This is a genomic window from Cellulomonas dongxiuzhuiae (assembly GCF_018623035.1).
Lineage (GTDB): Bacteria > Actinomycetota > Actinomycetes > Actinomycetales > Cellulomonadaceae > Cellulomonas > Cellulomonas dongxiuzhuiae.
Map to the genome: position 1 here is coordinate 3089502 of NZ_CP076023.1, position 13469 is coordinate 3102970.

At 73.7% G+C, this 13469-nt stretch carries 10 protein-coding genes; 6 read left to right on the top strand and 4 right to left on the bottom strand.

What is annotated here, in order from left to right; genetic code table 11:
- Positions 1–63: 63 nt before the first annotated feature.
- From acs to KKR89_RS13910, 3 genes are all read left to right on the top strand, one after another.
- Complete coding sequence (gene acs / locus KKR89_RS13900) at positions 64–2094, top strand: acetate--CoA ligase (RefSeq protein ID WP_208195955.1); 2031 nt, start codon at positions 64–66, stop codon at positions 2092–2094.
- 230 nt (positions 2095–2324) lie between these two features.
- Positions 2325–3773, top strand: coding sequence for a cellulase family glycosylhydrolase (locus KKR89_RS13905; RefSeq protein ID WP_208195956.1), 1449 nt, complete (start codon positions 2325–2327; stop codon positions 3771–3773).
- A 399-nt stretch (positions 3774–4172) separates the two neighbouring features.
- The gene (locus KKR89_RS13910; protein ID WP_208195957.1) at positions 4173–5087 is read left to right on the top strand and encodes a hypothetical protein; all 915 of its coding nucleotides are present in this window, start codon (positions 4173–4175) and stop codon (positions 5085–5087) included.
- A gap of 80 nt (positions 5088–5167) precedes the next feature.
- On the opposite strand, the gene KKR89_RS13915 is transcribed toward KKR89_RS13910, so the two are convergent.
- Entirely contained in the window at positions 5168–6421 is a 1254-nt protein-coding gene (locus KKR89_RS13915) for an NAD(P)-binding domain-containing protein (RefSeq protein ID WP_208195958.1), read from the bottom strand.
- A gap of 120 nt (positions 6422–6541) precedes the next feature.
- On the opposite strand from KKR89_RS13915, the gene mshD reads away from it, so the two are divergent.
- Genes mshD through KKR89_RS13930 form a run of 3 tightly spaced genes read left to right on the top strand, consistent with a single transcriptional unit; the run spans position 6542 to position 10829 of the window.
- A complete protein-coding gene (mshD, locus tag KKR89_RS13920; RefSeq protein ID WP_208195959.1) occupies positions 6542–7618 on the top strand; it encodes a mycothiol synthase in 1077 nt (358 codons plus the stop codon).
- Positions 7615–9852 carry an RNA degradosome polyphosphate kinase gene (locus KKR89_RS13925; RefSeq protein ID WP_208195960.1) on the top strand — a complete coding sequence of 746 codons (2238 nt, stop codon included), beginning with the start codon at positions 7615–7617 and terminating at the stop codon, positions 9850–9852. Before mshD ends, KKR89_RS13925 begins: the two co-directional genes overlap by 4 nt.
- The gene (locus KKR89_RS13930) at positions 9849–10829 is read left to right on the top strand and encodes an NUDIX hydrolase (protein ID WP_208195961.1); all 981 of its coding nucleotides are present in this window, start codon (positions 9849–9851) and stop codon (positions 10827–10829) included. Before KKR89_RS13925 ends, KKR89_RS13930 begins: the two co-directional genes overlap by 4 nt.
- Positions 10830–10835: 6 nt before the next feature.
- On the opposite strand, the gene KKR89_RS13935 is transcribed toward KKR89_RS13930, so the two are convergent.
- The 3 genes from KKR89_RS13935 to KKR89_RS13945 form a co-directional block, all read right to left on the bottom strand.
- Complete coding sequence (locus KKR89_RS13935; RefSeq protein WP_208195962.1) at positions 10836–11840, bottom strand: inorganic phosphate transporter; 1005 nt, start codon at positions 11838–11840, stop codon at positions 10836–10838.
- 6 nt (positions 11841–11846) lie between these two features.
- Positions 11847–12467, bottom strand: a complete 621-nt coding sequence (locus KKR89_RS13940; protein WP_208195963.1) for a DUF47 domain-containing protein — start codon at positions 12465–12467, stop codon at positions 11847–11849.
- Positions 12468–12710: 243 nt separating this feature from the next.
- Positions 12711–13307, bottom strand: a complete 597-nt coding sequence (locus KKR89_RS13945; RefSeq protein WP_208196374.1) for a hypothetical protein — start codon at positions 13305–13307, stop codon at positions 12711–12713.
- Positions 13308–13469: the final 162 nt, after the last annotated feature.

A 13469-nucleotide genomic window follows, 5' to 3' on the forward strand; every position in this document is an offset into this window, starting at 1 on the left:
CCGTCACGAGGACCGCCCTGGTCAGCCCCACCGTCGCACCGAAGCCGCTGCGTAGGAGACAACGTGACCGAACGCTCTGCCCCCACGTCGAACGAGGCCGCCCCCGACGCGCAGGGCTCACCCGGCCTCGAGAACCTTCTCACCGAGGACCGGCGCTTCCCGCCGTCGGCCGAGTTCGCCGCGCAGGCCAACGCGACCGCCGACGCGTACGCGTGGGCCAACGCGGACCGGCCCGGGTACTGGGCGGACCAGGCGCGCGAGCTGATCTCGTGGTCGACGCCGTTCACGCAGACGCTGGACTGGTCGGACGCGCCGTTCGCGCGGTGGTTCGCGGACGGGCGGCTCAACGCCGCGTACAACGCCGTGGACCGGCACGTCGAGGAGGGGCGGGGCGACCGCGTCGCCCTGCACTTCGAGGGCGAGGGCGGCGACACGCGCACCCTGACCTACGCCGACCTCCTGCGTGAGGTGTCCAAGGCGGCCAACGCCTTCGCGGCGCTCGGCGTCGGCACGGGCGACCGCGTTGCGATCTACCTGCCTCTCATCCCCGAGGCGGTCATCACCATGCTCGCGTGCGCGCGGATCGGCGCACCGCACTCCGTCGTCTTCGGCGGGTTCTCCGCCGAGGCCCTGAGCTCGCGCATCCTCGACGCCGAGGCGAAGCTCGTCGTCACCGCCGACGGCGGATTCCGCCGGGGCAAGCCGTCGGCCCTCAAGCCGGCCGTCGACGAGGCGCTCGAGAAGGGCGCCCCGAGCGTCTCGCACGTCGTGGTCGTGCGACGCACGGGTCAGCCGGTGGAGTGGACGGCAGGTCGGGACGTCTGGTGGCACGAGGCGGTCGACGCCGCGTCGTCGCAGCACACGCCCGTCGACGTCGACGCCGAGCACCCGCTGTTCATCCTCTACACCTCCGGGACCACGGGGAAGCCGAAGGGCATCTTCCACACCACCGGCGGGTACCTCACGCAGGCCGCGTACACGCACCTCAACGTGTTCGACCTCAAGCCCGAGACGGACGTGTACTGGTGCACGGCCGACGTCGGCTGGATCACCGGACACACGTACGTGGTCTACGGCCCGCTGATCAACGGCGCGACGCAGGTCATCTACGAGGGCACGCCGGACACCCCGCACCGCGGGCGCTGGTGGGAGATCGTGCAGAAGTACGGCGTCACGATCCTGTACACGGCGCCCACGGCGATCCGCACCTGCATGAAGTGGGGCGAGGAGATCCCGAGCAACTTCGACCTGTCCTCGCTGCGCGTGCTCGGGTCGGTGGGCGAGCCCATCAATCCCGAGGCGTGGATGTGGTACCGCCGGGTCATCGGCGCCGACCGCACCCCGATCGTCGACACGTGGTGGCAGACCGAGACGGGCGCGATCATGATCAGCCCGCTGCCGGGCGTCACCGAGACCAAGCCCGGCTCGGCGCAGGTACCCCTGCCGGGCATCGCCGCCGACGTCGTCGACGACGACGCGCAGCCGGTCCCGAACGGGGGCGGCGGCTACCTCGTGCTCACCGAGCCGTGGCCGGCGATGCTGCGCGGGATCTGGGGCGACCCTGAGCGCTACAAGGACACCTACTGGTCGCGCTTCAAGGACATCTACTTCGCGGGTGACGGCGCGAAGAAGGACGACGACGGCGACATCTGGCTCCTGGGGCGCGTCGACGACGTCATGAACGTGTCGGGCCACCGGCTCTCGACCACCGAGATCGAGTCCGCGCTCGTGTCCCACCCGTGGGTCGCCGAGGCCGCCGTCGTCGGCGCGACGGACGAGACGACGGGCCAGGCCGTGGTCGCGTTCGTCATCCTGCGCAGCGACGTGGCGGAGGGCAACGCCGCCGACGCCGCGACCGTGCAGGAGACGCTGCGCACGCACGTCGCCAAGGAGATCGGCCCGATCGCCAAGCCGCGGCAGATCCTCGTGGTCGCCGAGCTGCCCAAGACCCGGTCCGGGAAGATCATGCGGCGGCTGCTGCGCGACGTGGCCGAGCACCGGCAGGTCGGGGACTCCACGACGCTCGCCGACTCGTCCGTCATGGACCTCATCGCGCAGGGCCTCGCGAAGCCGGCGGCGTCCTCGGAGGACTGACCGCCGCACCGTCGCAGCGGCCCGGGACGCACGTCGTCCCGGGCCGTTCGCCGTGCCGGGACGTTCGCCGTGCCGGGAAGCACGCGGGAGCGCTTCGACCTGATCCCGCGGCGAAACGCTTCACCGATGGAGGGGCCCCGACGCTGCTGGTTGTCTGACCGCCGCACCCGCAGGGCCGCACGGCGGCCACGACGGACGCACCGGGACACCTTCGCGGAACGAGGACGTCGATGAAGAGCACCACCTTGCGCGCGGCAGCCGCCTGCGGCGTCGCGCTCCTGGCGGTCGGCGGGATCACCTCCGCCGCCACCACCGCCACCGCGGCCGACCCGGTCGGCCTGCACATCTCGGGCACGCGGCTCGTCGAGCAGGACGGCACGCCGTTCGTCGCGCGCGGTGTCAGCCACGCCCACACCTGGTACACGTCGCAGACGCCCACGGCCGTCCCCGCCATCCGGGCGGCAGGAGCCAACGCGCTGCGTGTCGTGCTGTCCGGCGGCGACCGCTGGACCGAGAACGACGCCGCGGACGTCGCGGCCGTCATCGCCCTGTGCAAGGCCAACCAGCTCGTCTGCATGCTCGAGAACCACGACACCACCGGCAACGGCGAGCAGTCCGGCGCCGTCAGCCTCGACAGGGCGGCCGACTACTTCATCTCGCTGAAGTCCGTCCTGCAGGGCACCGAGGACTTCATCCAGATCAACATCGGCAACGAGCCCACCGGCAACAACGAGCCCCAGGTCACGGCCTGGACGGCCGACACCGCAGCTGCGGTCGTCAAGGTGCGCGCCGCCGGCCTGCGGCACAACATCGTCGTCGACGCACCCAACTGGGGCCAGGACTGGAAGGGCGTCATGCGGGACACCGCCGCGACGGTCGCCGCAGCCGATCCCGAGCGCAACACGCTGTTCTCGGTGCACATGTACGGCGTGTACGCGCAGGCGTCGACCATCACGGCGTACCTCGACGCGTTCGCCGCCCAGGGCCTGCCGCTCGTCATCGGCGAGTTCGGGTACGACCACTCCGACGGCAACCCCGACGAGGCGACGATCATGAGCGAGGCCGTCCGACGCGGCATCGGCTACTACGGCTGGTCGTGGTCGGGCAACGGCGGCGGCGTCGAGTACCTCGACATGGTGACCGCCTTCGACCCGGCCCGGAGGACGACGTGGGGGACCCTGATCTTCGACGGCCCGAACGGGATCAGGGCGACGGCCCGGACGGCGACGTTCTTCTCGGGCGCGACACCGACCCCGACCACGTCGCCGACCCCCACCACGTCGCCCACGCCGACGCCGACGACGTCGCCCACCCCGACGACCTCGCCGACGCCCACGAGCTCACCCACCGCCACGAGCTCACCCACGGCCACGAGCAGCCCGAGCGGCGCGTGCAGCGCGCGGCTGACGGTGTCGAACACGTGGCCGGGCGGGTTCCAGGGCACGGTCGACGTCACGGCCGGCGCGAGCGCGGTGTCCGGCTGGACGACGACGTTCACGCTGCCGGCGGGTGCGTCCGTCGCGCAGGGCTGGAGCGCGACGTTCAGCGGCTCCGGCAGCGCCGTGACGGCCACGAACGCGGCCTGGAACGGGGCGCTGCGCGCCGCACAGACCGTGAGCTACGGGTTCATCGGCTCGGGCACGGCCCCGACCGGCACGGTCCCGGTGACCTGCCGCTGACAGCCCGCCCATGACCGGGCGCGCACCGCCGCGCGCCCCCCGTCGGCCCCGCCCTCCCCCCCAGGGCGGGGCCGACCCCATCCGGCCCCCGCATCCGTCGCCCTCTCACGCCTCACCCGCTCCCGCCCCCGCCCGACACGCATGCCCCCACCCCCCACCCCGTCCCCCACCCCGCGCCCCACCCCCCGCGGCTTCACGCCGCGCGAGAAGTGGTCGGTGAGGTGACCACATGGTGGGGCGGAGCCGCAGAGATGTGACCACTTCTGGCCGACGCTCTGGCAGGGCATCGAGCTCGCGGACCGGACCCGTCAGCCGACCACAGAGGTCGTGCGGGGCCGGTCGTCCACAGGCTCGGGCCGCTCGGGTCACGGGGGCGGGGTGCCGGGGTTGGCTCGGGGGATGGAGACGGACGACCAGGACGCCACGCACGCGGTGCACGTCGGGCGCCATCCCGGCCGGGGGTGGGTGCGCGTCTCGCACGGGCTCCAGCGTCACCCGGCGACCCCGGACGTCACCGCGTGGCAGAGCCTGCTTCCCACGTCGGCGGCCTTCTCCCACCTCACGGCTGCGCGGCTGCACGGGTGGTGGCTGCCCGAGCTGCCCGCGGACCTGCCGGTGCTCGTCGACCAACCCTGCGACCAGGCACGCTCACGCCGAGCGGGGCTCCGCGTGACCCGGACGGCGCGTGACGTCCCGACGGTCGCCCTGGACGGGGTGCGTGTCACGGCCCCCGCCGCCACGCTCCTCGCCTGCGCACGTGACCTGGCACTGCTCGACCTCGTCGTGCTGGTCGACGCCGCCCTGCGCGCGGGGTGCACCGCGCAGGACGTCGCCGCCGCGGCCGCGCACCGCAGCCGCGGCGCACCGCTCCTGCGACGGGCGCTCGCGATGGCCGACCCCCGGAGCGAGTCACCCTGGGAGACCCTCCTGCGCGTGCTGCACGTGAGCGTCGGGGCGACGGTGGTCCCGCAGCACGTCGTGACGTCCGCGGACGGCAGGTTCGTGGCCCGGGGCGACCTGTGGCTGCCGGGCACGCGCGTGCTCCACGAGTACGACGGCGGCGTCCACCGCAGCGCCCGGGCGCACGCAGGCGACCTCCGGCGGGACCGGGCGCTCATCGCCGCCGGGTGGACGAGGCGCGGCTACGTCGCCGCGGACCTGTGCCGCCGGCCCGCCGAGGTGCTGCGCGACATCGACGCCGCGCTCGGCCGCCCTCACCGCCCCGCCCGTCTCCGCGCGTGGCTCACTCTCCTCCACGCCTCGACCCTGACTCCCCAGGGCCGCGCACGCCTACGCGCCCGGCTCCCGGCCTGAGGGCGGAAGTGGTCACATACGGTGCCCCGGATGGCGGATGTGGTCGACGACGTGACCACTTCTGCGGGTGGCCGCCCGGGTCACCAGCGCAGGGTGCGGCGGAGGTTGCGGGCTGCCTCGCGGCCTGCGCGGTTGGCACCGATCGTCGAGGCGCTGGGGCCGTAGCCGACCAGCTGGACCCGGGGCTCGACGACCACCTCGGTGCCGTCCATCACGATGCCGCCACCGGGCGCGCGCAGCCCGAGGGGCGCCAGGTGGTCGAGGGACGCACGGAAGCCCGTGGCCCACAGGATCGTGCGGGCCGCGACGAAGGACGGTCCGTCGACCCAGCCACCGTCCGGTCGCCCGTCGATCCCGCCGCCGTCGTGGCCTTCCTGCTCGAGCCCGTCACCCCGGTCCCACTCGACCCCGTCCGGCACGATGCGCGCGAACACCGGACGCGCGCGCAGCACACCGGCCTCGATGCCCGCGCGGTTGGCCGGCGTCAGCGGCAGGCCGGTGACGGACACCACGGACTGCGGCACGAGGCCCGCGCGCACGCGGTCGTCGACGCGTGCGACGACGTCCCGGCCCAGCTCGGGCGTGAGCTCCTCGTCCTGCCACACGGGGGGGCGGCGCGTCACCCACGTCGTGGTGGTCACCTCGGCGACCTGGAGCAGCAGCTGGACGGCGGACGTCCCGCCCCCCACGACCACCACGTGCCCGTCCGCGAGGTCGGCGGCGGTGCGGAAGTCGCGCGTGTGCAGCTGGCGGCCGCGGAAGGTCGCACGGCCCGGGTACGCCGGCCAGAACGGCTTGCCCCAGGTGCCCGAGGCGTTGACCAGCCCGCGCGTCGACCACACGACGACCTCGTCGGGGTGGTCGACGTGCCGGGCCGTGACGAGCAGGCGGGGCTCGTCGCCGTCGGGCGCCCGCTCGACGCGCGTCACCCGCACGGGGCGCTGCACGTTGAGCCCGAACGCCTCCTCGTACTGCGCGAAGTAGTAGGGCACGGCGTCGGCGGCCGCCTCGGCGGGGTCCGCGATGGTCAGCGGCATGCCCGGCAGGTCGTGCACCCGGTGGGCGTCGGCCATCGACAGCGAGCGCCACCGGTGCTGCCACGCACCGCCGGCGCGCGGGTTGTCGTCCAGCACGACGTACGTGCCGCGTGCCCGCTCCCAGCCGGGCGACCCGACGGGCACGAGCCCCGTGCGGTGCAGGTGGTACGCCGTGGACAGACCGGCCTGGCCGGCCCCGACGACGACGACGTCGACCTCGACCGTGCGCGGGCCGCGCGGCTGCCGCCGCGCGCGGCGGCCACCCGCGACTGGGGAGACGGCTGGAGCGGGTGGCATGGCGCGTCCACGCTACCGGCTGCACGCAGGGCCCGTGGGGCCGTGCGGGTGACGGTGTCACCCCGGCGGATCACCCCGGAGTTCCACCCGCCGCCACCCGGTCCGTGATGGGATGGGCGCATGCCGTCCGACAGCGAGGCCCTGACGTCGCTCGCCGCCGTCGACGGCCCGCTGCCGCCAGACCGTGCGGACGCCGTGCGCGCGCTGCACCACGCGGCGGCGCGCCACGACCGCGTGCCGCCCCTGTCGGAGCAGCCCCTGCTGTGGCTGTCCGACGCCGAGGCACCGGTCGTCCACCTGCTGGCCTCCCTCGGCCCGGGGGGGGACACACCCCCCGCCCCCGAGGACACCGACGCTCCGCTCGTGGGGTACGCCCAGCTCGACGTCGGCGGCTCGACCACCGTGCGGGCCGAGCTCGTCGTGGACCCGGCGCACCGGCGTCGCGGCGTCGCGCGCGCTCTCCTGGCGCGCGCCGCGCAGGAGTCCGAGCGGGTCCCGGGGCGCCGGCTCCAGGTGTGGGCGCACGGCGACCTGCCCGCTGCCAGGGCGACCGCGCAGGCCGTGGGCATGGTGGTCGTGCGCGAGCTGCTGCGCATGGCGGTCGACGTGACGCAGCACCCACCGGCACCGGCGCGGCTCCCCCAGGGCGTCGAGGTGCGCGCGTTCGTCCCCGGGCAGGACGAGGAGGCGTGGCGGCGGGTCAACGCCCGCGCCTTCGCGCACCACCCCGAGCAGGGACGCATGACGTCGGCGGACCTGCGGGCGCGTGAGGCCGAGCCGTGGTTCGACCCTGCGGGCTTCCTGCTGGCCGAGCGCGACGGCCGGCTGCTCGGGTCGGTGTGGACCAAGGTCCACCCGCCGGGTGACGCACCCGACGGGGCCCCCGGCGAGGAGGTCGGCGAGATCTACGTGGTCGGCGTGGACCCCCTCGCGCAGGGGCTGGGCATGGGCCGCGCGCTGACGTCGCTGGGCCTGGCGCACCTGCGCGACCGCGGGCTGCGCACCGTCATCCTCTACACGGGCGCCGAGAACACCGTCGCGGTGCACACCTACGAGCGCGCGGGGTTCGCCCGGGCGGCCGTCGACGTCATGTACGGCCCGCCCGCGGCGGGCAGCCCGGCGCACGGCACACCCCTCGTCCAGGTGAGAGACCACGACACGACGAGTTCCCCCGACGATGCCACGATGGGCACATGACCGACGCTCCCCCGATCGATCCGGTGCTGGCCGAGCGGATCGCCGAGCACGTGGAGACCCCCGAGTCCCCGCCGCACACGCCGGACGAGGCCCTGCCCGACGACCGCTTCCTCGACCGTGAGCTGTCGTGGCTCGCGTTCAACCAACGCGTCCTGGAGCTCGCCGAGGACACGACCCTGCCGCTGCTGGAGCGGGTGCGGTTCCTCGCGATCTTCGCCTCCAACCTCGACGAGTTCTTCATGGTGCGCGTCGCGGGGCTCAAGCGTCGGATCGCGACGGGCATCGCCGTCACCGCGGCGTCGGGGCTGTCCCCCCGGCAGGTGCTCGACGCGATCAGCGAGCGTGCGCACGCCCTCATGGAGCGCCACGCGCAGGTCTTCACGCAGGTTGTGCAGCCCGCGCTCGCGGGCGAGGGCATCACGATCGTGCGCTGGGACGACCTCGGCGACGCCGAGCAGGACCGGCTGCACAAGTTCTTCCGCCGCCAGATCTTCCCGGTGCTCACGCCCCTCGCCGTGGACCCGGCGCACCCGTTCCCGTACATCTCGGGGCTGTCGCTGAACCTCGCGGTGAGCGTCGTGAACCCGGCGAGCGGCAAGGAGCACTTCGCGCGGGTGAAGGTCCCGCCGCTGCTGCCCCGCTACATCGCGGTCGACGCGGCAGGCCGCCCCTCGGCGCCCGTCCCGCAGACCGCCGCCCACGAGCGGGGGCCCATCTCGTTCGTCCCGGTCGAGGACGTCATCGCCCAGCACCTCGACATGCTGTTCCCCGGCATGGAGGTCCGCGAGTTCCACACGTTCCGCATCACGCGCAACGAGGACTTCGAGGTCGAGGAGGACGACGCCGAGAACCTCCTCAAGGCGATGGAGAAGGAGCTGCTGCGGCGCCGGTTCGGCCCGCCGGTCCGCCTCGAGCTCGCCGAGGGCATCAGCCCGCGCGTGCGCAAGTTCCTGGTGCGCGAGCTCGGCATGTCCGAGGACGACGTGTACGAGCTGCCCGCGCCGCTCGACCACACCGGCCTCAACCTCATCGCCGACCAGGACCGCCCCGAGCTGCAGTTCCCGCGGTTCGTCCCGGTGACGCACCGGCACCTCGCCGAGGTGGAGTCCGCGTCGGCCACGGACGTGTTCGCGGCGATCCGCGCCCGCGACATCCTGCTGCACCACCCGTACGACTCGTTCTCGACGTCGGTGCAGACGTTCCTCGAGCAGGCCGCCGCCGACCCGAGCGTGCTGGCCATCAAGCAGACGCTGTACCGGACGTCGGGCGACTCCCCCATCGTCGACGCCCTCATCGACGCGGCGCAGGCCGGCAAGCAGGTCCTCGCGCTCGTGGAGATCAAGGCCCGGTTCGACGAGCAGAACAACATCTCCTGGGCCCGCAAGCTCGAGCAGGCGGGCGTCCACGTCGTCTACGGCATCGTCGGCCTCAAGACGCACTGCAAGCTCTCGCTCGTCGTGCGGCAGGAGGCCGACGGGCTGCGTCGCTACAGCCACGTCGGCACGGGCAACTACCACCCCAAGACCGCGCGGCTGTACACCGACCTCGGCCTGCTGACGGCGGACCCGGACGTGGGCCAGGACCTCACGCGCCTGTTCAACCAGCTGTCAGGCTACGCGCCGAAGTCCCGGTTCCACCGTCTCCTGGTGGCGCCGCGCTCGGTGCGGTCGGGTCTGCTGGAGCGCATCGAGCGGGAGGCCGAGGCGGCGCGACGCGGCGAGCCCGCGTGGATCCGGATCAAGGTCAACTCGATGGTCGACGAGGCCATCATCGACGCGCTCTACCGCGCGTCGCAGGCGGGCGTGCCCATCGACATCAACGTGCGGGGCATCTGCGCGCTGCGGCCGGGGGTCCCGGGCCTGTCCGAGACGATCCGCGTGCGCTCGATCCTCGGCCGCTTCCTCGAGCACTCGCGCGTGTTCGCGTTCGCGCACACCGCCGGCACGACCGGCGAGGACGGGTTCCAGGGGCCGGAGGTGTTCATCGGGTCGGCGGACCTCATGCACCGCAACCTCGACCGGCGCGTCGAGGCGCTCGTACGCGTCGCGGAGCCTGGCCAGGTGCAGGAGCTGGTCGAGTACCTCCAGGAGTCGATGGACGACGGCACGTCGTCCTGGTGGCTGCAGCCGGACGGTGAGTGGGTCCGGCACCACATGGGCCCCAACGGGCCGCTGGTGGACCTGCAGGAGGTGCTGATCCACCGCCAGAGGCGTCGTCCCGGCGCCGCCCGGTGAAGGCGTCCTCCCCCGCACCCGTCCAGGCCGCCGGCGCCCTCGTCTGGCGGCTGCGCGCGGGCCACCTGCAGGTGGCCCTCGTGCACCGCCCGCGCTACCGCGACTGGTCGTGGCCCAAGGGCAAGCTCGACCCGGGCGAGAACGCGCCGGTCGCGGCCGTGCGCGAGGTGGAGGAGGAGACCGGCATGGCGGTCGTCCTGGGCCTCCCCCTGCCCGGTCTGGAGTACCGCTTGTCCGACGGCCGCCAGAAGGTCGTCCACTACTGGGCGGCACGCGTCGGCGGTCGCGGCGACGACGCGCCGCTCGGCGCCCGGCCACCGGTGCGGCACGCCGCCCGCACGGAGATCGACGCGTGGGAGTGGTTCGACGTGGAGGACGCCGCACGTCGCGTGACGCGCGGTGCGGACCGGCGCCCCCTGGACTCGCTCGTCGAGGCGCACGCGCGCGGACGGCTGCGCACGCGGGCCCTCGTCGTCGCGCGTCACGGGCAGGCGCGCAAGCGCAGCCTGTGGGGCGGCGAGGAGGCGGACCGGCCGCTGACGGGCCTGGGCCTGCGGCAGGCGGCGGCCGCGGTGCCGGTCCTGGCGGCGTTCGGCGTCGGGCGGGTCGTCACGAGCCGGTGGGAGCGGTGCACCGCGACGGTCGCCCCCTACGCGGCGGCCGCGGGCCTGGAGCCACAGGTGGCCGACGTGCTCACGGAGGCACGGCACGACGAGTCGCCCGCGCGTGTCGGCGCGATGGTCCGCGAGCTGATCGAGAGCCCCACCGACACCGTGGTGTGCACCCACCGGCCGGTGCTGCCGACGGTGCTGGGTGTGCTCGCCGAGCACAGCCGCCGCCACGTCGCCGACGCCCTGCCGCGCGAGAACCCGTTCCTCGCGCCGGCCGAGCTGCTCGTCGCGCACACCGGCCCCACACCGCGCGGTGCCCGCGTGCTGGCGGTCGAGCGCCACACCTCGTCCGCGACGGCGGACTGACGGGGCTCAGCCCAGGATCGGGTGGATGATCCAGAACACGACGGCCGCGACCGCGGCGGCGGCGGGGATCGTGAGGATCCACGCACCGGCGATGTTCTTGGCGACGCCCCAGCGCACGGCCGACAGCCGCTTGGTCGCGCCGACGCCCATGATCGCGGACGTGATCGTGTGCGTGGTCGACACCGGCGCGTGCAGCGCGAACGCGTTGACGTAGAGCACGACGGCCGAGACCGACTCGGCGACGAACCCGCGCGCGGGGTCCAGCTCGATGATCTTGCGTCCCAGGGTGCGCATGATGCGCCACCCGCCCGCGTACGTGCCGAGCGAGATCGCCCCGGCCGCCGCGAGCTTGACCCACAGCGGGATGCCGTCGTCGGGGTTCGCCCAGTTCGCGGTGAGCAGCGCCAGGTAGATGACACCCATGGTCTTCTGCGCGTCCTGCAGGCCGTGACCGAGCGCCATGGCGGCCGCGGAGACGGTCTGCGCGAACCGGAAGCGACGGTTGGTCCGCGCCGGCGGGCGGTTGCGGATGAGCCACAGGAGGCCCACCATCACGAAGAACGCGAGGGTGAACCCGATCAGCGGCGAGAAGACCATCGGCAGGACGACCTTCTCGACGATCGAGCTGCCGTACACGCCGAACCCACCGGCGAGACCCGCTCCGACGAGGCCGCCGATGAGGGCGTGCGTCGACGACGAGGGCAGCCCGAACCACCACGTGACGAGGTTCCAGGTGATGGCGCCGACGAGCGCGCACAGGATGACGACGAGCGCGCTGTGCGACGACGCCGACTGCAGGTCGACGATCTGGGTGGCGATGGTCTCGGCGACCTCGGTGCCGAGCAGCGCGCCGAGGAAGTTCATGACCGCGGCCATGATGAGCGCCGCCCGCGGCGTGAGCGCGCGCGTCGAGACCGACGTGGCGATCGCGTTGGCGGCGTCGTGGAAACCGTTGGTGTAGTCGAACCCGAGAGCGAGCGCGACGACGAAGACGACCAGCACAGGTTCCACGACGGCTCAGGACTCCTTGAGCGCGATCGTCTCGACCGTGTTGGCCACCTTCTCGAAGGCGTCCGCCGCGTCCTCGAGCTTCTCGACGATCTCCTTGAGCTTCATGAGGAGGATCGGGTCGGCGATCTCGTCGAACATCTCCGCGAGCAGCTTGCGGTGCGACTTGTCGGCCTGGTTCTCGAGGCGGTTGATCTCGACCCAGTACTCCTGCAGGGACTCCATCGAGCGCAGCCGGGGCATCGCCTCGGCCGTCAGCTCGGCGGCGCGCTGCAGCACCTGGACCTGGTCGGAGACGCGGGCAGGCAGCTCCCCGATCTTGTACAGGACCATGAGGTCGGACGCCTCGTCCATGTAGTCCATGCAGTCGTCGAGGCTCGACGCGAGGTCGTAGATGTCGTCGCGGTCGAACGGTGTGACGAACGTCTGGTTGAGACGCCGCATGATCGTGTGGGTCGCGTCGTCCGCAGCGTGCTCGGTCGCGGCCATCCGCTTGTTGAGCTCCTTGCGGGTGGCGCGATCGGCGCCGAGCATCTCCGCCAGCAGGTTCGCGCCCGTCACGAGATGGGCGGCGGATGCGGCGAAGAGGTCGAAGTACGAGGTGTCGCGCGGTGTCAGGCGCAGGCGCACGGAGGGCTCCGGGTCGTCGACTGGTGGTGTGCCCCCGGGAAGCGGGGCGACGCCCAGCCTAACGGGCGGTGAACGCCACTCGTGCCGGACCCTCGTCCCAGCCGGTCTCCCGGACCGCGCGGAACCGTTTCGTGCGAGGACGCCGGGCCGGAGCGCCTGACGGCGCGAGGCCGCTCGAAGCGGCTGATGATGGAGCCCGGGGCTACCGACCCGGCGTCGCCGACCAGTGTACGCGGCCGGCGGTCACTCGAGCCTGTCGGCCCGCCACAGCTGTGCCGCGCGCGCGAGCTCCTCGGCGGTGCGGACGAGGGACGCGGCACCGCGGGTCTGGCGTGCGGCCGCGCCGGGGTCGAGCGCGTCGAGGTGGTCGGCGTCGAACGCCGCGCCCGTGGCCAGCACCTGGCAGAACGCCGCGGCCCGCTCGAGCGCGGTCGCGAGGTCACCGGTGTACACGCCCGACAGGACGGCGTCCGCGACCGCGCGCACGTCGTCCGGTCCGGGCATCTCCACGACGCCCGCGACGACGTCGTGGACGGGCGCGGCCGCGACGCCCTGGCGGTAGCGGTCGGCGACGGTCCCGGGGTCGCGACGCACCCACTCGCGCAGCACGTAGAGCCGCCACAGCGCGCCCGGGAGCGTGTCGGCGGGGCTGTCGGCCCACATCGCTGCGACGACGTCGAGGCCCTCGGTCTCGACCAGGGCGACGAGCCGCGCGACGACCTGCGGGTCCTCCGTCGCCCGTCCGTGGTGGACGAGCGCGTTGGCCGTGGTGTGCGCGATCTCGTCGCGCAGCGCCGGGTCGAGCGCGCCGGGCAGCTCGTCCGCGACCGCGGGGTCCACGACGAGCGGCCGGTGGTGCCGGCGTCCGGAACCGCCGCCGGACGCGCCGCCGCCCCCGGCGTCGCCCGTCCCGGCTCCGCCCGTCCCCGTCCCGTCCGCGCTCACCGCGGCATGATCCCTCGCCGCGGCGCACTCCACCACCCCTCGCCCGGTGTCGACGTG